15 protein-coding genes and 5 tRNA genes are annotated in these 21,224 nt (G+C 31.6%); 17 read left to right on the top strand and 3 right to left on the bottom strand.

Annotation, left to right across the window (positions count from 1 at the left end; translation table 11 throughout):
* Positions 1 to 57: 57 nt before the first annotated feature.
* The 3 genes from FDK22_RS12760 to gpmI are packed head-to-tail and all read right to left on the bottom strand — an operon-like array spanning position 58 to position 4,242.
* Positions 58 to 2,058, bottom strand: coding sequence for a penicillin-binding protein 1A (locus FDK22_RS12760; protein ID WP_171012992.1), 2,001 nt, complete (start codon positions 2,056 to 2,058; stop codon positions 58 to 60).
* 5 nt (positions 2,059 to 2,063) lie between these two features.
* Positions 2,064 to 2,762: an ATP-binding cassette domain-containing protein gene (locus tag FDK22_RS12755; protein ID WP_138153356.1), complete on the bottom strand. Its 699-nt coding sequence runs from the start codon at positions 2,760 to 2,762 to the stop codon at positions 2,064 to 2,066.
* Between the two features lie 4 nt (positions 2,763 to 2,766).
* Positions 2,767 to 4,242 carry a 2,3-bisphosphoglycerate-independent phosphoglycerate mutase gene (gene gpmI / locus FDK22_RS12750; RefSeq protein ID WP_138153355.1) on the bottom strand — a complete coding sequence of 492 codons (1,476 nt, stop codon included), beginning with the start codon at positions 4,240 to 4,242 and terminating at the stop codon, positions 2,767 to 2,769.
* Between the two features lie 241 nt (positions 4,243 to 4,483).
* On the opposite strand from gpmI, the gene mraY reads away from it, so the two are divergent.
* The 17 genes from mraY to rpoC all read left to right on the top strand — a co-directional run bounded on the left by mraY (position 4,484) and on the right by rpoC (position 21,224).
* On the top strand, positions 4,484 to 5,545 hold the full coding sequence (gene mraY, locus FDK22_RS12745; protein WP_138153354.1) for a phospho-N-acetylmuramoyl-pentapeptide-transferase: 1,062 nt from the start codon (positions 4,484 to 4,486) through the stop codon (positions 5,543 to 5,545).
* A 4-nt stretch (positions 5,546 to 5,549) separates the two neighbouring features.
* The gene (gene murD, locus FDK22_RS12740; RefSeq protein ID WP_138153353.1) at positions 5,550 to 6,710 is read left to right on the top strand and encodes a UDP-N-acetylmuramoyl-L-alanine--D-glutamate ligase; all 1,161 of its coding nucleotides are present in this window, start codon (positions 5,550 to 5,552) and stop codon (positions 6,708 to 6,710) included.
* Between the two features lie 57 nt (positions 6,711 to 6,767).
* Positions 6,768 to 6,843 (top strand) — tRNA-Phe (locus FDK22_RS12735).
* 36 nt (positions 6,844 to 6,879) lie between these two features.
* Positions 6,880 to 6,956, top strand: a tRNA-Thr gene (locus FDK22_RS12730).
* A 62-nt stretch (positions 6,957 to 7,018) separates the two neighbouring features.
* Positions 7,019 to 7,103 (top strand) — tRNA-Tyr (locus FDK22_RS12725).
* 9 nt (positions 7,104 to 7,112) lie between these two features.
* Positions 7,113 to 7,189 (top strand) — tRNA-Gly (locus FDK22_RS12720).
* Between the two features lie 235 nt (positions 7,190 to 7,424).
* Positions 7,425 to 8,633 carry an elongation factor Tu gene (gene tuf / locus FDK22_RS12715; RefSeq protein ID WP_138153352.1) on the top strand — a complete coding sequence of 403 codons (1,209 nt, stop codon included), beginning with the start codon at positions 7,425 to 7,427 and terminating at the stop codon, positions 8,631 to 8,633.
* A 9-nt stretch (positions 8,634 to 8,642) separates the two neighbouring features.
* Positions 8,643 to 8,813: a 50S ribosomal protein L33 gene (gene rpmG / locus FDK22_RS12710; RefSeq protein WP_138153351.1), complete on the top strand. Its 171-nt coding sequence runs from the start codon at positions 8,643 to 8,645 to the stop codon at positions 8,811 to 8,813.
* A gap of 32 nt (positions 8,814 to 8,845) precedes the next feature.
* Positions 8,846 to 8,921, top strand: a tRNA-Trp gene (locus tag FDK22_RS12705).
* Positions 8,922 to 9,141: 220 nt separating this feature from the next.
* Positions 9,142 to 9,324: a preprotein translocase subunit SecE gene (secE, locus tag FDK22_RS12700; RefSeq protein ID WP_138153350.1), complete on the top strand. Its 183-nt coding sequence runs from the start codon at positions 9,142 to 9,144 to the stop codon at positions 9,322 to 9,324.
* Between the two features lie 9 nt (positions 9,325 to 9,333).
* Positions 9,334 to 9,861, top strand: coding sequence for a transcription termination/antitermination protein NusG (nusG, locus tag FDK22_RS12695; protein WP_138153349.1), 528 nt, complete (start codon positions 9,334 to 9,336; stop codon positions 9,859 to 9,861).
* 102 nt (positions 9,862 to 9,963) lie between these two features.
* Complete coding sequence (gene rplK / locus FDK22_RS12690; RefSeq protein ID WP_138153348.1) at positions 9,964 to 10,389, top strand: 50S ribosomal protein L11; 426 nt, start codon at positions 9,964 to 9,966, stop codon at positions 10,387 to 10,389.
* 74 nt (positions 10,390 to 10,463) lie between these two features.
* The gene (rplA, locus tag FDK22_RS12685) at positions 10,464 to 11,162 is read left to right on the top strand and encodes a 50S ribosomal protein L1 (RefSeq protein WP_138153347.1); all 699 of its coding nucleotides are present in this window, start codon (positions 10,464 to 10,466) and stop codon (positions 11,160 to 11,162) included.
* 300 nt (positions 11,163 to 11,462) lie between these two features.
* Positions 11,463 to 11,951: a 50S ribosomal protein L10 gene (gene rplJ, locus FDK22_RS12680; RefSeq protein ID WP_138153346.1), complete on the top strand. Its 489-nt coding sequence runs from the start codon at positions 11,463 to 11,465 to the stop codon at positions 11,949 to 11,951.
* A gap of 57 nt (positions 11,952 to 12,008) precedes the next feature.
* On the top strand, positions 12,009 to 12,380 hold the full coding sequence (rplL, locus tag FDK22_RS12675) for a 50S ribosomal protein L7/L12 (protein ID WP_138153345.1): 372 nt from the start codon (positions 12,009 to 12,011) through the stop codon (positions 12,378 to 12,380).
* Between the two features lie 173 nt (positions 12,381 to 12,553).
* Positions 12,554 to 16,699 carry a DNA-directed RNA polymerase subunit beta gene (gene rpoB / locus FDK22_RS12670; RefSeq protein WP_138153344.1) on the top strand — a complete coding sequence of 1,382 codons (4,146 nt, stop codon included), beginning with the start codon at positions 12,554 to 12,556 and terminating at the stop codon, positions 16,697 to 16,699.
* Positions 16,692 to 21,224, top strand: a complete 4,533-nt coding sequence (gene rpoC, locus FDK22_RS12665) for a DNA-directed RNA polymerase subunit beta' (RefSeq protein WP_138153343.1) — start codon at positions 16,692 to 16,694, stop codon at positions 21,222 to 21,224. Before rpoB ends, rpoC begins: the two co-directional genes overlap by 8 nt.

The raw sequence follows: 21,224 nt of genomic DNA, 5'->3' as shown, positions 1-21,224 counted from the left end.
AAAAAAGGCTAGTCTATTTAGACTAGCCTTTTTTTATATCCAATTTTTTAGAATTTATTAAAACTCTATAACCTCACCTTGGATATTTTTTTCTATAACTTGTGGTGTTTCAATTTCAGGAAGTGGAGATTGTTTTGTATAGTATTCTTCTTTACCATTAATAATTGAAGTTTTTACACCCTCAGGTTTAGAAAACTCTCTTTTTATTTCAGGATGAACCTCTAAATATTTATTATAAAAGTAAGAAAAAGCTGGAGCTGCAGTTGTTCCACCACCTTCACTTTTTCTCATTGGTGTATTATCATCATTTCCATACCAAACTATAGTTTGAATTGAAGGTGAAAATCCACAAAACCATGCATCTATATTATCATTAGTTGTACCCGTTTTACCTGCAAGTTCTATACCCTCAACTCCTGCTCTTCTTCCTGTTCCTCTTTTTACAACATCTTGTAGAATTGATTTCATTAGAAAGATTTGTTCCGGAGATTTTACAAATTTTGTTTGAGGTTCGAAATTTATTATATTATCTTTAAAATCAACAATTGAGTTTATCATATATGGTGTAACTTGAACACCATCATTTGAAAATACACTATATGCCATACTTAAATAAAGTGGTGAAATTGAAAAAGAACCTAATGTTATTGATAAATCTCTAGGCATATCAGTTATTCCAAAAGACTCCAATCCTTTGTACATCTCATTGATACCAACATCAGTTACAAGGTTAATTGTTGCAAGGTTTCTTGATTTAACTAATGATTCTCTTAGTGTAATTAAACCTTTGAATTTTCCACCATAATTTTTAGGTTGCCATTTTTTCTCATTACCTTCATTATCTTTATAGTCATATGTTCTACCAATATCAACTAATTGTGAAGCAGGAGAATATCCTACATCTAAAGCTGTTTGGTATAAAAATGGTTTTACAGCAGATCCAGGTTGTCTTTTACTTTGAATAACCCTGTTAAAAGATGATTCTTGATAATCAACACCACCAACTAAGGCTAAAATCTTTCCTGTATCATTTTCTATAGAGATTATTGCACCATTTAATGAGTTAACAAAATATCCCTCTTCAACAGCTTGATTATTTTTATCAACATTGTTTCTAGGATTTTTTTGAAGTTTTTGATCTCTTTCTAATATTCCATTATAACCATGTGTTAAGGCTTCCCTTGCAATCTCTTGCGCATCTAAATCAATAGTTAAATTTACTTTATATCCACCAGTTTTAATATCAGGAATATCATCTTTTAAAAGTTTTAAGGCATAATCAACTACATAAGGTGCTTTATTTTTTGTTAGTGTATCATCAAAAACTTCTGGAACATAATTAATAGCATATTCATATTCAGATTTATTAATCCATCCTAAAGTATGCATTCTTTTAACAACTTGGTTTGCTCTTGTTAAGGCAAATTTTAAATTCCTTGTTGGGTCATAAAAACTTGGTGCTTTAGGAAGCCCAACTAATATAGCAATCTCTTTGATATTTAGTTCATAAAGATTTTTTCTAAAATACCCTTGTGAAGCTGTTTTAATTCCATAATAACTATGTCCGAAATATACTTGATTTAAATATCGCTCTAAAATCTCTTCTTTTGTTAAAATGGTTTCTAGTCTAATAGCAAGAAGGGCTTCTTTTATTTTTCTAATTAACTTTTTTTCTCTACTTAAAACAACTTGTTTAATTAATTGTTGAGTTAAAGTACTAGCTCCTTCAGCATATCCACCAGCTTTTATATTTTTTATCATAGCTCTTGAGATAGCATCAGGATTTACCCCTGCATGTTCAAAAAATTGTGTATCTTCAATAGCAACTAAGGCTTCAATAACTCTTGCAGGTATATCTTCATATTTAACATAAAGTCTATGCTCCTTATCAAAAATATTTGCAATAAGTTTCCCTTTATTATCAAAAATTTGAGTAGTTTTTTTAGGGTTATAGTTAACTACTTGATTAATGTCAAATCTAATCTCGTTATATAAGTTTAGTAGCCATGCTGCTACACCAATTGTAATTAATAATAAAAAGGTGAATATATATTTCATCATACTTATTTCCTAAATTCTTTGTTTTCAAAAGTTGAGTTGATTAATGTTTTTGTATAGTTAGTTTTTGGTAAAGATAATATTTCATTTGTTTTACCTTTTTCTATTACTGTTCCATCTTTTATAATAACAATATTTTTACAAATATCTCTTATAGAGTTAATATCATGTGTAACAAAAAGTATTAAAATATTTAGTTCATCTTGAAGTTTTTTTATCAAGTCTAAAACTATTTGTTTTGATTTCTCATCTAGGGCTGTTGTTGGTTCATCCAATAAAAGTAATTTTATGTCATTACTTAATGCAATTGCAATAACTACCCTTTGTAATTGACCACCACTTAATTGAGAGGGGAATCTTTCTAAAAACTTTTCTTCTAATCCTACAATTTTAAAAAGTTCTTTCTTTTTTTCTTCTTCACAAAAGAATTGATTTTTAATTTTTGTCATTGGGGATAAAGATGTGAATGGATTTTGAGGAATAAATCCAATATTAGAACTATTTAATTCAAAGGTGGAATCTACATCAAAATCAAGGTTTAAATTTGATGGTAATAGATTTAATATTGTTTTCAGTGTTAAAGATTTACCACTTCCACTTTGCCCTATTAAAGCTGTAGAGTCTTCAATCTTAAAATCTATATTTACTAACTCTTGCTCTTTAGTAGTAATTTTTAGTCTTTTTATCTCTACAGCATTAATCATAAAATTAAACTAAAGCCTCATCCATCTCTGCAGGAATATCTAAATCCATTAGTTTTAAAACAGTTGGTGCAATATTATTTAAGCTACCTGTATTTACTTTATTAACATTTTCTGCCATTACAAAACAAAATACATCTCCAACGGTATGGTTAGTTAAAGTTTTTCCACTTTCATCTTTCATCATTTCACAGTTTCCATGGTCACTGGTTAAAATTAAATTGTAGTTTTTCTCTTTTGCTTTTTGGATAATTAATCCTAACTCTTTATCAACAGCCTCAACAGCTTTAATTCCAGCTTCATAAACACCAGTGTGTCCTACCATATCACCATTTGCAAAGTTTACTACAATAAAATCAGTTTCATTATCCATTGCTTTTCGAACTTCAACTCCCACTTCTGGAGCACTCATTTCAGGTTTTTCATCATAAGTAGCAACTTTTGGACTTGGGATTAAAACTCTTGTCTCATTTAATACTGGTTCTTCAACTCCTCCATTAAAGAAAAATGTAACATGAGCATATTTTTCTGTTTCAGCAGTATGAAGTTGTGATAAACCTGCATTTGAGATCACTTCAGCTAGGGTATTTTTTGGTGTTTCTTTTGGAAAAATAATTGGTAAAGGAAGATTCTTGTCATATTGTGTCATTGTTGCAACATTTAAATCACCTTTAAAAGTTTTAAACTCTTCAAAGTCTACACTTGCAATTGCAGTTGATAATTCCCTTGCTCTATCACTTCTAAAATTACAGAAAATAACTCCATCATTTTCACTTAAACCTTCATATCCTTCAAAGGCAGTTGGAACTATAAACTCATCAAAGATTTCCTCTTTATAAGAGTTCTCAATTAAATCCAAAATGTTATCGTTTGTTTTAGGTGTAGCAAAGGCAATTGCATTATAACCTTTTTCCACTCTGTCCCATCTATTATCCCTATCCATAGAATAATATCTTCCAGAAATAGTAGCGATTTTTATATCTTCATCACAAATATCAATAATTTGTTGTACATATTTAGTAGCACAATTAGGTGCCACATCTCTACCATCAGTTATAATATGAACAAAAACTTTTTTACCCATTACTTTTGAAATTTTTGCTAAAGCTATAATATGATCTATATGAGAATGAACACCACCATCACTAATAAGTCCTATTAAATGAATATTATTAGAGTTTTTTATTGTTGATTTAACAACTTCATTATCTTTTAGAGTATCATTTTTAATAGCTATATTAATTTTTACCAAATCTTGATAAAGTACTCTACCACTTCCTATTGTCATGTGTCCAACTTCACTATTTCCCATTTGTCCATTTGGTAAACCCACATGTTCACCATATGTGTGAATTAAAGAATATGGAACATTTTCAAATAAATAATCATATGTTGGTGTGTTTGCATTTTTAAAAGCATTATGGTTTGAAGACTCGTTAAAACCTATACCATCAGTTATCACAAGTAATGTTTTTTTGCTCATTGTTTAAACCTTTTAAAATATATATTGTACTATAATCTGCGCGATTATATCAAAACATAGAGATATATTTGCTGAAAGCTTCAGATTATGTTTCTGTGAAAACATAGAGATATATTTGCTGAAAGCTTCAGATTATGTTTCTATGAAAACTTACTGCTATGTTTCTTGAAAATAAATTCTTTATTCTTAAGATAAGTAAGTTTGTTAAATCTTAATTATTCTATTATTTTGAGGAAAAAATTTGTTTTATTGGCTTTATGAACAATTTAATATAAATATCTTTCAATATATATCAGTAAGAGCTGGTATTGCTTTTTTTATCTCTTTTATTTTAACAATGTATCTTTTACCAAAATTTGTAAGATGGGCTAGGTCAAAAAAAGCTTCACAACCAATTTATGAATATGCTCCTGATTCTCACAAAGATAAAATGGGAACACCAACTATGGGTGGAGTGATTTTTATAGTATCAACTATTATTTCTTCTTTATTAACAATTAAATTGGATAACTTTTATGCAATTGCCGGGATATTAACCCTATTATTCTTTTCTTATATAGGTTTTAGAGATGATTATTCAAAAATTGCAAAAAATAAAAATAGTGCAGGTTTAAGTGCAAGGGCTAAGTTAGTTTATCAAGTTTTATTTGCCTTTGCTGTTTCGTTTATATTGTTTTATTTTAATCATACAACAACTTTATATACACCATTTTATAAATTTCCACTATTTGATATGGGTTATTTTGCTATAACCTTTTGGATATTAGTAATGGTAGCTGCATCAAATGCAGTAAACTTAACCGATGGTCTTGATGGACTTGCTACAGTTCCTTCTATAATGGCTTTTGTTACCTTGTCAGGAATTGTTTATGTTTCAGGACATGCAATTTTTTCATCTTATCTTTTATTACCAAATATAAAAACATCTGGGGAATTAACCATTGTTGGTATTGCCCTAATTGGTTCTTTAATAGCATTTCTTTGGTATAACTGTCATCCTGCACAAGTATTTATGGGAGATAGTGGTTCTTTACCAATTGGAGCATTTATGGGATTTATGGCAATTGTTGCAAAATCAGAAATATTATTGGTTTTAATAGGTTTAATTTTTGTAATAGAAACAGTATCAGTTATATTACAAGTTGGCTCTTATAAGCTTAGAAAAAAAAGGGTCTTTTTAATGGCTCCTATACATCACCATTTTGAAGAGAAGGGTTGGAAAGAAAACAAAATCATTGTAAGGTTTTGGATAATTTCTTTTATGGCAAATTTAGTTGCATTATTAAGTTTAAAGATACGGTAATAATATGATAAGAGTTTTAGGAAAAGGATTAACTGCCCAAGCAATTAAAGAAGAGTTTGAAGATGTTGTACTATATGATGATAGTGACTTTGATACATATAATAAACAATCAGATGAAATAACCGTTGTAAGTCCTGGAATACCTCCATATACTGACATGGTAAAAAATTCTAAGAATGTGCAAAGTGATTATGACTTATTTGCCGATGAGATGCCCTTTTCAATTTGGATAAGTGGTACAAATGGTAAAACAACAACTACACAAATGTGTCAACATCTTTTAGAAGATAAAGGAAGTCTTTGTGGAGGAAATATTGGAACACCTATCTCCAAGCTTGATAAAAATGTCCCTATATGGATTTTAGAAACATCTTCTTTTACTTTTCACTATACAAAAAAAGCTAAACCATCTTTATATTTATTATTACCAATTTCTGAAGACCATATATCTTGGCATGGAAGTTTTGAAGAATACAAAAACGCAAAATTAAAACCATTAGATATGATGCTTGAAGGGGAAATAGCAATAATTCCTGAAGAATTTAAAGATTACCCAACTAGTGCGATGAAAATTACATATAAAGATAGTGATGATTTATGTGAATATTTTAATATAGAAAAAGAGAAAATAAAATTTAAAGAACCTTTTTTATTAGATGCATTATTATCAATGGCAGCAAAAAATATCATATTTGATGAACTTGACTATGAAAAAATCAATTCATTTGAAATTGATGAACATAAAGTAGAAGAGTTTTTTGATAAAGAGAATAGGCTATGGATTGATGATTCTAAAGCTACAAATGTAGATGCAACTATAAAAGCACTATCATCTTATAGAGAAAAAAAGATTTTTTTAATATTAGGTGGAGATGATAAAGGTGCAAATTTATCACCTTTGTTTGAATATTTAAAAGATCTTGATGTGGAAATATTTGCTATTGGAAGTAATATTGAACGAATAAATTCTTTTTGTGAAAAATTTTCTTTAAAATTTAATAGATGTAAAATACTAAAAAATGCCGTGTCTGAAATTGACAAAAAGCACGATAAAAAGGCACTTGCAATACTATCTCCTGCAGCTGCATCATTAGATCAATTTAGTTCTTACAAACAAAGGGGAAAAGAATTTAAACATTTTGTTTTCAATTTAAGCTTAAATTAATAATGTTCTGTATATAATTTCACTCCAATTTAAGTAGGACGCTTACTTAAATCACTTGGCTCGGTAGCTCAGTCGGTAGAGCAAAGGACTGAAAATCCTTGTGTCGGCAGTTCGATTCTGCCCCGCGCCACCACTTTTTGTTTTGCAAAAAGTTTTTTAAATCTTGGACGCTGGTGTAGCTCAGTTGGCTAGAGCAGCTGATTTGTAATCAGCAGGTCGGGGGTTCGACTCCCTTCACCAGCTCCATTTTTTTATTGTCGTGCGTAAGTCTTAAGACCAGCGCTTGACCAGAACAATAATTTTTCAACGGTGAGGTTGGAGAGTGGTCAAATCCAGGAGACTGTAAATCTCCCGCCTATGGCTTCGAAGGTTCAAATCCTTCTCTCACCACCACTAAATGTTGCGGGAGTAGCTCAGTTGGCTAGAGCCTCTGCCTTCCAAGCAGATTGTCGCGAGTTCGAGTCTCGTCTCCCGCTCCATTTGATTTATTGATTACTGGGAGCTGAGTTATAACGCATACTTATAACTCCTTATTTTATACAAATAATCTCCCATTAAAGTTTTTTTTAGTATTTTTTAAGTAAAATACCATCCACAAAAAAGTTAAGTACTTTTTTGTACAAATTAAATTAAAATAAATCCCCTCTGAATAGAGAAGCCATCGGGCTTATCTACTCAGAGGGCTATTAACCAAAATTTTTTAAGGGGAATTTTATGGCAAAAGAAAAATTCGAGCGAACGAAACCGCACGTAAATATTGGTACTATTGGTCACGTTGACCACGGTAAAACTACTTTAACAGCTGCTATTACTATGGTTTTAGGACTTAAAAATGGTCAAGCTACTATGGACTATGATCAAATTGATAACGCTCCAGAAGAAAGAGAAAGAGGGATTACTATTGCTACTTCTCACGTTGAGTATGAAACTGAAACTAGACACTACGCACACGTAGACTGTCCAGGTCACGCCGATTATGTTAAAAACATGATTACTGGTGCTGCTCAAATGGATGGAGCTATCTTAGTTATCGCTTCTACTGATGGACCAATGGCTCAAACTAGAGAGCACATTCTATTATCTAAACAAGTTGGTGTACCATACATCGTTGTATTCTTAAATAAAGAAGATCAACTTGATGATGAAGATAAAGAAGAGATGTTAGAGTTAGTTGAAATGGAAGTAAGAGAATTACTTTCTGAATATGATTTCCCAGGTGATGATACTCCAATTATTGCTGGTTCTGCTTTCCAAGCTTTAGAAGAAGCTAAAGGTGGTACAGCTGGTGAATGGTCTGAAAAAATCTATAAACTTATGGATGAAGTTGATGCTTATATTCCTACTCCAGAAAGAGATGCTGACCAAGCATTCTTAATGCCTGTAGAAGACGTATTTACTATCCAAGGTAGAGGTACTGTTGTTACTGGTAGAATTGAAAAAGGAACAATTAAACTAAACGAAGAGATTGAAATCGTTGGTTTCAAAGATACTATGAAAACTACTGTTACTGGTATCGAAATGTTTAGAAAAGAGATGGACGAAGGTCAAGCTGGTGATAACGCTGGTATCCTTTTAAGAGGTATTAAAAAAGAAGAAGTTCAAAGAGGACAAGTTCTTATTAAGCCAGGTTCAATTACTCCACACACTAAATTTAGAGCGGAAGTTTATATCCTTTCTAAAGAGGAAGGTGGTAGACACACTCCATTCTTCTCAGGATATAGACCACAGTTCTATGTAAGAACAACAGACGTTACTGGTTCTTGTGAGTTACCAGAAGGTACTGAAATGGTTATGCCAGGTGATAACGTAGAAATGACAGTTTCATTAGTTGCTCCAATTGCTCTAGAAAAGGGAACTAAGTTCGCTATTAGAGAAGGTGGTAGAACTGTAGGTGCTGGAGTTGTTGCTGAAGTACTTGAATAAGGATTACTTATGGGTAACGGAGTAAGCATTAAAATTGGATTAAAATGTGAAGAGTGTGGTGATATTAACTATACTACTTACAAAAATCCAAAAACTTATACAGAAAAAATGGCTATTAAAAAATATAGCCCAAGATTAAAAAAACACACAACTCATAAAGAAGTTAAGTTAAAGTCGTAAGACTTTACTTAACCTTTATGGTTCTTACTAATAGGTCAGTAGCTCCAATGGTAGAGCGCCGGATTCCAAATCCGATGGTTACGGGTTCGAGTCCTGTCTGGCCTGCCACTTTTCAAAAAAATCATCTATTATAATTTAAATTAAAAACATCTTAACTAAGCTTATTTAAAGCTTTATTTAGATAATATTCGTGTCCTAGTTGGAAATTGAGTTTCCTTGTCTGTATGTTGTAGGTATTTAACCTATAAATAAATCACTAAATTTTTTTAAAAGTAGTTAAGACTTTTTTTAAAAGAATTTATGAGCTTAGAAATTTTTGGAGTCGATTGTGAACAAATTTAAAACATATTATAAAAATGCTAAAGAAGAACTTTTTAAAGTAATTTTCCCTATTAAAGAACAAATTAGATCTGCATACCTTTCGGTATTTGTAGTTGTAACAGTAATATCATTATTTTTAGCATTAATTGATGCAATCATGTCTCTAAGCTTATCAGCTGTAATAAACTAAGGATAATAAATGGCACATCAATGGTATGCGATTCAAACACACTCAGGTAGTGAATTAGCAGTAAAAAGAGCATTAGAAAGATTAGCTGATGAAATGGCTGATGAAAGAATCTCAGAAGTATTAGTTCCAACTGAAGATCTAATTGAAGTAAAAAAAGGTAGTAAATCAATTGTTGAAAGACCTTTATATCCTGCATACGCATTTGCAAAAATTGATTTAGATACTGCATTATGGCACAGAATTCAATCTATGCCAAAAGTAGGAAGATTTATTGGTGAATCTAAAAAACCTACTCCATTATCAAAAAAAGATATTGATTCAATTTTAGACAAAGTTCAAAATAGAGCTGCTGCAAAACCAAAAATTTCATTTGATGAAGGTGAAATGGTTAGAATCAATGAAGGTCCATTTGCAAACTTCAACGGTGTAGTAGAAGATTTTGATATGGCATCTGGTATTTTAAAACTAAATGTATCAATCTTTGGAAGAAATACTCCAGTAGAGATTACATATACACAAGTAGAAAGAGTAGTTTAAAACTACTTTTATTAGGCATTAGGCAAAAAAACTTCGCTTCCTAAGAGTTTTCTTGCCTAATGCCTAAATCATTAAACAACAAAATTAAAAAAAGGAAATAGCATGGCTAAAAAAGTAGAAGGTATACTTAAACTTCAAATTCCTGCTGGTGCTGCTAACCCATCACCACCAGTTGGTCCAGCTCTAGGTCAAAGAGGGATTAACATTATGGAATTTTGTAAAGCATTTAACGAAAAAACAAGAGATAAAGCAGGTTTTTCTATTCCTGTAGAAATTTCTTATTACAGTGATAAAAGTTTTACATTTGTATTAAAACAACCACCAATGACAGATTTAATTAAAAAAATTTCTGGAGTTAAAAAAGGTTCTGACAATGCACTTAAAAACAAAGTTGGAAAATTAACTAAAGATCAGATTATGGAAATCGTTGATATGAAAATTGCTGATTTAAATACTGATGACAAAGAGCAAGCTGCAAAAATTGTTGCAGGTTCTGCTAGATCAATGGGAATTGAAACAGAATTCTAATCTGTTAAAATCTAGCCTGACCACTAGGCTTTAAAAAGCGGTAGCAAACAAAAAAATAAATTGCGGAGATAAAAATGGGAAAAGTTTCAAAAAGATATAAAGCTTTAGCTGAAAAAATTGAAGATAAAAATTATTCACTAGCAGAAGCTTGTAAAACTGTAAAAGAATTAAAATCAGCAAAATTTGATGAGTCTGTTGAAGTTGCATTAAACTTAAACGTTGACCCAAGACATGCTGACCAAATGATTAGAGGTGCTGTTGTACTTCCAAATGGTACTGGTAAGACTGTTAGAGTAGCTGTTTTTGCTAAAGGTGCAAAAATGGATGAAGCTAAAGCTGCTGGTGCAGATATTGTTGGTAATGATGATTTAGTTGAAACTGTACAAGGTGGAGAGATTAACTTTGATGTTTTAATCGCAACTCCAGATTGTATGGGACTAGTAGGTAAATTAGGTAGAATTTTAGGACCAAAAGGTTTAATGCCAAATCCTAAAACTGGTACTGTAACTATGGACGTAACTAAAGCAGTTAATGATGCTAAAGGTGGTCAAGTTGCATATAGAGTTGATAAAAAAGGTAACATGCAAGCAGCTGTTGGAAAAGTTTCATTCACAGAAGAAGCTTTAAAAGAAAACATTGCGGCATTTGTTGCAGCTATTAACAAAGCTAAACCAGCATCTGCTAAAGGTAGATATATTACTAATGCAGCAATTTCATTAACAATGTCACCATCTGTTAATGTTGATGTATTAGAATTAATGGATATTAAATAATAAAGCGTCAAAAAAAGTAAATAGTTTTACTTTTTTAGCTTTATTAGGGAAGCAATTGTAAATCTAGGATTTACTTGCGAGCCTATTGTGAGTTAGCGTAGCGTATCAATCATATTGAACGAAGTGAAATAGATTGTTACGAGATGTTAACTTATAGCATTCAATAGTGGGGATAATTTTATCCCCATGTTTGAGTGTTAATCAAAGCACTACACTAAAAACTGAAGATAGTGGGTTAGAATCTACTCCTGATTCTTGTAAAACCTGCCGAAGTTGGATGTTTTGAAAGGAGAATATAGAATGACTAAACAACAAAAAGCTGAAGTAATTGATTTCTTATCTGCTGAGTTCAAAGGTTCACAAGCTGTAGTAGTATGTGGATATAACGGTGTTTCACACAAAGAACTTGAAAGTTTAAGAAAAGATGCTAAAGAAAATGGTGTTAAAGTACAAGTTGCTAAAAATTCATTAGTTACTGTTGCTGTTAAAAACGCTGAATTAGGTGACGTTGAGTTATCTGGTAATAACATTTTCTTATGGTCTGAAGATCAAATCTCTGCTTGTAAAGTTGCTGATAAATTCGCATCTGCTAACAAAGATAAATTTGAAATTAAATCAGGTATCATCGAAGGTGAAATCGCTGATCTTAATACAGTTATGGCATTTGCTAAATTACCATCTAGAGAAGAGCTTCTTGGAATGCTTGCATCTGTATGGATGGGACCAGTTAGAAACTTTACAATTGGGCTTGATGCTCTTAGAATTAAAAAAGAAGAAGAGGCTGCTTAATTACTTAAGCGTTATATAATATATAATTAAAAATAAAAAAAATAATAAGGAAAAGAAATGGCAATTTCTAAAGAAGACGTTTTAGAATATATCTCTGGTTTATCTGTATTAGAATTATCAGAATTAGTTAAAGAATTTGAAGAAAAATTTGGTGTATCTGCACAACCTGTTGCAGTTGCTGGTGGAGCTGCAGTTGCTGCTGAAGCTGCTGAAGAAAAAACTGAGTTCGATGTAATCTTAAAAGATGCTGGAGCTAAGAAAATTAACGTAATTAAAGAGATCAGAGCATTAACTGGTCTTGGATTAAAAGAAGCAAAAGCTATGGCTGAAGAAGCTGGAGCAAAAGTAAAAGAAGGTGTTTCTAAAGAAGACGCTGAAGCTGCTAAAGCTGCATTAGAAGGTGCAGGAGCAACTGTAGAATTAGCATAATTTCTACTACAGAATTTTATTCGTATACAAGGCATTTTTGCCTTGTATAAAGATTAGCATCTTTGAGGGCTAAGGTTAGAATTTAGGACAAATTTTAACCCTATCCTTTAAGGATGCTTTTGCGCTTTATATACAAAGCTAAAAGTAAACCACATTTTATAACAAGGTCGACAATGTTAAACTCTTTAAAATCTGGTAATAGACTTAGAGTTGATTTTGCAAAAAATCCTCAACAAATCGAAATTCCAAATTTATTACAACTGCAACAAAATTCTTACGAAAATTTCCTAATGATTGGAAAAGATGAAAGAACAGATGCAGGAATCGAAAAGGTATTTAAGTCTGTTTTCCCAATTCATGATGCACAAAATAGAATCACTTTAGAGTATATCGGAAGTGAAGTAGGAAAGCCAAAGTATGATGTAAGAGAATCTATGGTTAGAGGTCTTACATACTCAATCCCTTTAAAAATTAATATTAGACTTACTTTATGGGATTTAGACGAAAAAACTGGTGAAAAAATTGGTGTTAAAGATATGAAAGAACAATCTTTATTCATCAGAGAAATTCCTTTAATGACTGAAAGAACATCATTTATTGTAAATGGTGTTGAAAGAGTTGTTGTTAATCAATTACACAGATCACCAGGTGTTATCTTCAAAGAAGAAGAGTCAAACACTGCTGGTAATAAACTAATATATACAGGTCAAATTATTCCTGATAGAGGTTCTTGGTTATATTTTGAATATGATGCAAAAGATGTATTATATGTAAGAATTAACAAAAGAAGAAAAGTTCCTGTTACAATTCTTTTTAGAGCATTAGGTTACTCTAAAGAAGATATTATTAAATTATTTTACCCAATTTTAAATATTAAAATTAAAAACAATAAATTCTTAACTGAATTTAACCCAAGTGATTTTACAGGAAGAGTTGAATTTGATATCAAAGATGATAAAGGTAACTTAATCATTGCTGCTGGAAAAAGACTTACTGAAAGAAAAGCAAAAGCTTTACAAGAGGGTGGTCTTAAATTAGTAGAATATCCAGTTGATTTATTAATGGATAGATCTACAGCTAATACAATTTTTGATCCAGAATCAGGAGAAGTATTATTTGATGCTTTAACTACACTTGATGAATTAAAATTAAAAAAATTACTTGACTTAGGTTTTGATAATTTTGATATTGCTAATGACTTAGCAACAGGTGTTGATGATTCTATTATCAATGCATTTAAAGCAGATGCTGAGTCTTTAAAATTACTTAAGCAAACAGAAGGGATTGATGATGAGAATGACTTATCAGCAATCAGAATCTATAAAGTAATGAGACCAGGGGAACCTGTAACAAAAGAAGCTGCAAAAGAATTCGTTAAAAAATTATTCTTTGATCCAGAAAGATATGACTTAACTAAAGTTGGTAGAATGAAAATGAACCACAAGTTAGGTGTAAGTGTTCCTGAATATGTAACTGTATTAACTTATGAAGATATTATCAAAACTGTTCAATATCTTGTAAAAGTAAAAGCTGGTCATGGTCATATCGATGATAGAGACCACTTAGGAAACAGAAGAATTAGAGCAATTGGTGAACTTCTTGCAAACGAATTACACTCTGGTTTAATCAAAATGCAAAAAGCAATTAGAGATAAAATGACTACTTTATCTGGTACATTAGAAGATATTATGCCACATGATTTAGTTAACTCTAAAATGATTACATCGACAATTACTGAGTTCTTTACCTCTGGTCAATTATCACAATTTATGGACCAAACTAACCCATTATCAGAAGTTACTCATAAAAGAAGACTTTCTGCACTTGGTGAAGGTGGACTTGTTAAAGAGAGAGCTGGATTTGAAGTTAGGGACGTTCACCCAACTCACTATGGAAGAATCTGTCCAGTTGAAACTCCAGAGGGGCAAAATATTGGTCTTATCAATACTTTATCAACATTCTCAAAAGTTAATAGCTTAGGGTTTATTGAAGCTCCATATAAAAAAGTTGTTGATGGTGTTGTAACTGATGAGATTTCATATTTTACAGCTACTCAAGAAGAGGGTATGATTATTGCTCCAGGTTCTACTAAAGTTGATGACAATGGAAAAATTGTTGAATCATTAATTGAAGCAAGACAAGATGGAGAAATTTTACTTGTTGAAAGAAACAAAGTTAATTTAATTGATATCTCTTCTCAAATGGTTATGGGTGTTGCTGCATCTTTAATTCCATTCTTAGAGCACGATGATGCCAACAGAGCGCTTATGGGATCGAACATGATGAGACAAGCTGTTCCATTATTAAGACCAAACGCACCTGTTGTAGGAACTGGTTTAGAAAAAACTGTTGCTAGAGATGCATGGGAAGCAATTAAAGCTAGAAGAGCTGGTGTTGTTGAAAAAGCTGATGCTAAAAACATTTATATTTCTGGTGAAGATGAAAATGGTGCATTTATTGACCATTATGAAGTAAATAAAAATGTTAGAACAAACAACAATACATCTTTTGGTCAAAGAACTGCTGTTAAAGATGGTGATATTGTTGGAAAAGGTCAAGTAATTGCTGATGGTCCATCTATGGATAATGGAGAGCTAGCTGTTGGTGTTAATGCAATGGTTGCCTTTATGCCTTGGAATGGATATAACTATGAGGATGCTATTGTTCTTTCTGAGAGATTAATTGAAGAAGATGCATTTACATCTGTTCATATTTATGAAAAAGAAGTAGAGTGTAGAGAGCTTAAACATGGTAATGAAGAGATTACTAGAGATTTACCAGGTGTAAAAGAAGAATCTATTACTCATTTAGATAACTCAGGTATTATTAAAGTTGGTACTTACGTTAAACCTGGAATGATTATGGTTGGTAAAGTTACACCAAAAGGTGAAATTAAACCTACTCCAGAAGAAAGATTATTAAGAGCAATCTTTGGTGAAAAAGCTGGTCACGTGATTAATAAATCATTATACTGCCCAACTTCTATGGAAGGTGTAGTTGTTGATGTTAAAGTATTCACTAAAAAAGGATACGAAAAAGACGAAAGAGCAGTTGCAGAGATTGAATCAGAGAAAAATGAACTTGATGTAAAACATCATGATAAGCTTTTAATGCTTGATAGAGAAGAGATCTTAAAAATTAATGATTTATTATCAAAATCACCATTAGACAAAGATGTTGAAGTTGATGGAACAACTTATAAGAAAGGTGAAAATATTCCTTTTGATGCTTTAGCAGGTGTAAATAGATTTGCTATGAAAAAAGTTGTTGCTTCATTTAGTAAAGAAGTAGAGAAAAAATATAACGAGATTAAAGACCACTTTATTAAACAAAAATCTACATTAAGAGAAGAGCATGAAGAGAAACTTCAAGTTCTTGAACATGATGATATTTTACCAAGTGGTGTAATTAAACAAGTTAAAGTTTATATCGCAACTAAGAGAAAAATCAAAGTTGGGGATAAAATGGCAGGACGACACGGTAACAAAGGTATCGTTTCTAATATTGTTCCTAAAGTAGATATGCCATATTTAGAAGATGGTACTACTGTTGATGTTATTCTTAACCCACTAGGGGTACCTTCAAGGATGAATATTGGTCAGATTCTAGAGGTTCACTTAGGACTTGTAGGTAAAAAATTAGGTAACCAAATTCAAGATATCTTTGAAGCAAAAAGAGATGAATTTGTTGCTGAATTAAGAGAAAAAATGACAGAAATTGCTTCTGTTGCTAAACTTATGAAAGCTAAGGAATTTATGGATTCTTTATCTGATGAAGAATTAATTAAATATGGTCAAGACTGGGCAAAAGGTGTTAGATTTGCAACTCAAGTATTTGATGGTGTTAAAGAAGAAGAGTTTGCTAAATTGTTTGAATTAGCAAAAATCGATACAGATGGTAAGTCACAACTTTACGATGGTAAGACTGGTGATAAAATGAAAGAGAGAGTAAACGTAGGTTATATGTATATGCTTAAACTTCACCACTTAGTTGATGAAAAAGTTCACGCAAGATCTACTGGTCCTTACTCACTTGTTACACAACAACCAGTTGGTGGTAAAGCACTATTTGGTGGACAAAGATTCGGGGAAATGGAAGTTTGGGCACTTGAAGCTTATGGTGCAACAAATGTTCTTAAAGAGATGCTTACTACTAAATCAGATGACGTTGAAGGTAGAACAAGAGCATATAGAGCAATTGCAAATGGTGAAAATGTTCCAAGATCTGGTGTTCCAGAAACATTCTTTGTATTAACAAAAGAGCTTAAAGCTCTTGGATTAGATGTTGAAATTTTTGACGAGGTAGAAGATAATGAGTAAAACTGAAAGAGTATTAGAACCAATTGAAATAAAAGAATTAGAAAGACCGCAAGATTTTGCGGCATTTCAATTAAGACTTGCTAGTCCTGAAAAAATTCTATCTTGGTCATCTGGTGAAGTTAAAAAACCAGAAACTATTAACTATAGAACTTTAAAACCAGAAAGAGATGGACTTTTCTGTGCAAAAATCTTTGGACCAGTTAAAGATTATGAGTGTCTTTGTGGTAAATATAAAAAGATGAGATACAAAGGTGTAGTTTGTGAAAAATGTGGTGTTGAAGTAACTTCGTCAAAAGTTAGAAGACACAGAATGGGTCACATCGACTTAGTTTCACCAGTTGCACACATTTGGATGGTATCTTCATTACCAACAAGAATTGGTACTTTACTTGGTGTTAAACTAAAAGATTTAGAAAGAGTATTATATTACGAAGCATATATTGTAAATGAGCCAGGTGAAGCTTTTTACGATAATGAAAAAACTAAAAAAGTTAATAAATTTGATATCTTAAATGAAGAGCAATATAGAACAATTTCTGATTTATTTGATCACACTGGTTTTGAAGCAAACATGGGTGGAGATGTAATTAGAAATCTTTTAGAAAATTTAGATTTAATTGAACTTCTTGGTATGCTTAAAAATGAGATGTCAGGAACTAAATCTGAAGCAAAAAGAAAAACTATTGTAAAAAGATTAAAAGTTGTTGAAAACTTTATTAATTCTGGTAATAGACCAGAGTGGATGATGTTAACTCAACTTCCAGTTCTTCCGCCAGATTTAAGACCACTTGTATCATTAGATGGTGGTAAGTTTGCAGTTTCAGATGTTAATGACCTTTATAGAAGAGTAATTAACAGAAATAACAGACTTAAAAGATTAACTGAACTTGATGCTCCTGAAATCATTATTAGAAATGAAAAAAGAATGCTTCAAGAAGCAGTGGACGCATTATTTGATAATGGTAAAACAGCAAATGCTGTTAAGGGTGCAAATAAAAGACCACTTAAATCATTATCTGAGATTATCAAAGGTAAACAAGGAAGATTTAGACAAAACTTACTTGGTAAAAGGGTTGACTTCTCAGGTAGATCTGTAATTGTTGTTGGACCATCTTTAAGAATGGACCAATGTGGTATTCCTAAAAAAATGGCATTAGAGTTATTTAAACCACACTTAATGGCTAAATTAGAGGAAAAAGGTTACGCAACAACTTTAAAATCTGCAAAAAGATTAATTGAATCACAAACAAATGAAGTTTGGGAATGTTTAAATGAAATTGTTGATGAATATCCAGTTTTACTGAACAGAGCACCAACTCTTCACAAATTGTCAATTCAAGCGTTTCACCCAACATTAATTGATGGTAAAGCTATTCAATTACACCCATTAGTTTGTGCGGCATTCAACGCCGACTTCGATGGTGACCAAATGGCGGTACACGTACCATTATCACAAGAAGCTATTGCTGAAGCTAAGATTTTAATGATGTCTTCAATGAACATCCTTTTACCAGCTTCAGGTAGAGCTATTGCTGTACCATCACAGGATATGATTTTAGGTATTTATTATCTATCATTAGAAAAAGAGGGTGTTAAAGGTGAACATAAATTATTTGCAGATGTAAATGAAGCACAAATTGCTTTAGATATGAAGCAAGTTGATTTACATGCAAAAATTAGAACAAAAGTTGATGGAAAAATTATCCATACAACAGTTGGTAGATTAATTATTAAAGAGATTTTACCAGAATTTGTACCTGTTGAATTATGGAATAAAATTTTAAAGAAAAAAGATATTGGAGCTTTAGTTGATTATATTTACAAACATGGTGGATATGAAGTAACTCCAAGATTCTTAGATGATCTTAAAAACTTAGGTTTTAGATATGCAACAGATGCTGGTATTTCTGTATCTATTGATGATATTAGAGTTCCTGAAACAAAAGCTGGACATATTGCTTCATCTAAAAAAGAGGTTATTGAAGTTCAAAAACAATTCTCTCAAGGTTTATTAACTGAGCAAGAAAGATATAATAAAATTATTGATATCTGGACTGAGGTTAACAATACTCTTGGAACAGAGATGATGGATTTAGTTAAGACTGATAAAAATGGATTCAACTCTATTTATATGATGGCTGACTCAGGGGCGAGGGGTTCTGCTGCTCAGATTAGACAGTTATCTGGTATGAGGGGACTTATGGCTAAGCCAGATGGTTCTATTATTGAAACTCCAATTATTTCTAACTTTAGAGAAGGTCTAAATGTACTTGAGTACTTTATTTCTACTCACGGTGCTAGAAAAGGTCTTGCGGATACAGCGTTAAAAACAGCGAATGCTGGTTACTTAACAAGAAAGCTTATCGACGTTTCTCAAAATGTTAGAATTACAGTTGAAGATTGTGGAACACACGAAGGTATTGAAATTTCTGACATCTCTTCAGGTAATGAATTAATTGAAAGCTTAGAAGAAAGAATTACAGGTAGAGTAATCGCTGAAGATATTATTGACCCAATCTCAAATGAGATTTTATTTACTGAGGGTACATTAATTACTGAAGAGGATGCAAAAGTTGTAAAAGATGCAGAGGTTAAATCTGTAGTAATTAGAACTCCATTAACATGTAAAGAAGAACATGGTTTATGTTCTAAATGTTATGGTCTAAACCTTGGTGAGCAAAGAAAAGCAACTCCTGGTGAAGCAGTTGGGGTTGTTGCGGCACAATCTATTGGTGAGCCAGGAACACAGCTTACACTTAGAACTTTCCACGTTGGGGGTACTGCAAGTGCTACTCAAACAGAAAGAGAGTTAAGAGCTGATAAAGAAGGTTTCATTAGATACTATAATATCAAAACATATGTTGATAAAAATGGTAAAAATATTGTTGCAAACAGAAGAAATGCAGGTATTTTATTAGTTGAACCAAAAATTAATGCACCATTCAAAGGTAATGTAACTGTTGAAACAATTCACGAAGAAACAATTTTAACTATTACAAATGGTAAAGATGAGAAGAAATATTACCTAAGAAAAAATGATGTTGCTAAGCCAAACGAGCTTGCTGGTGTATCTGGTAAGATTGAAGGTAAGTTATATTTACCACATGGTGATGGTGTTGAAGTTGAAGAAAATGAATCTATCGTTGAGATGATTAAAGATGGTTGGAATGTTCCAAACAGAATCCCTTTTGCATCTGAATTAAAAGTTAAAGATGGAGCACCAATTACATCTACTATTGTTTCTGGAGCTAAAGGTTCTGTGAAGTACTATAAACTTCATGGTGACTATTTAGAAAGAAGAGAAGATATCAATGCTGGTGAAGTTGTAAATGAAAAAGGGCTTTTTGCTGTTATCGTTGATAATGATGAAAGAGAAGCATTAAGACATTATATCTCAAGAGGTTCTGTTGTAGAATTTAATGACAATACTCTTGTTGAAAAAGATTCAATTATTGCTAAACCATCAAGTGATGAGCAAGTTGTAATTGCTGAATGGGACCCATATTCAAACCCAAGTATTGCAGAACAAAAAGGTAAGGTAGCATTTGAAGATATTATCCCAGGTGTAACTGTATCTGAGCAATATGATGAATTAACTGGTACTTCAAAATTAGTTGTTAATGAGTATATTCCAGCAGGACATAAACCAACAATTATTGTTGCAACTGAAAGTAAAGAGCTATTAAGATACTCTTTAGATCCAAAAGCATCATTATTTGTAAGTGAAGGTCAAAATGTTGAAATTGCAGATGTTTTAGCGAAAACTCCTAAAGCAACTCAAAAATCAAAAGATATTACTGGAGGTCTTCCAAGAGTATCTGAATTATTTGAAGCAAGAAGACCAAAAAATATTGCTGTTTTAGCTTCATTTGATGGTATGGTTTCATTTGGTAAACCTCTTAGAAATAAACAAAGAGTTATTGTTACTGATGAAAATGGAAATAAAGCTGAGTATTTAGTTGAAAAATCTAAACAAATCTTAGTACATGAGGGTGAGTTTGTTCACGCTGGTGAAGCAATTACAGATGGTATGGTTTCACCTCATGATATCCTAAGAATTTTAGGTGAAAAAGCACTTCATTACTTTATTGTATCTGAAGTACAACAAGTATATAGATCTCAAGGGGTTAATATTGCCGATAAACATATTGAGGTAATTACATCTCAAATGTTAAGACAAGTATCTATTCTAAATGGTGGAGATACTAAGTTTATCATTGGTGATATGGTTTCTAAGAAAAGATTTATGCAAGAGAATGAGAAAATTATCAAATTAGGTGGTAAACCAGCGATTGCTGAACCATTATTACTTGGTATTACAAGAGCAGCTGTTACATCTGACTCTATTATCTCTGCTGCATCATTCCAGGAAACTACTAAAGTATTAACTGAAGCTGCAATTAGTGCAAAAATGGATATGTTAGAAGACTTAAAAGAAAATGTTGTAATTGGTAGAACAATTCCAGTAGGAACAGGTCTTTACAAAAACAAAAAAGTTAAATTTCAAAATCCAGAAGAGGAGTAA

Origin of the sequence: Arcobacter arenosus (assembly GCF_005771535.1) — a bacterium.
Classification (GTDB): domain Bacteria; phylum Campylobacterota; class Campylobacteria; order Campylobacterales; family Arcobacteraceae; genus Halarcobacter; species Halarcobacter arenosus.
This window is presented reverse-complemented; position numbering and strand designations above follow the sequence as displayed.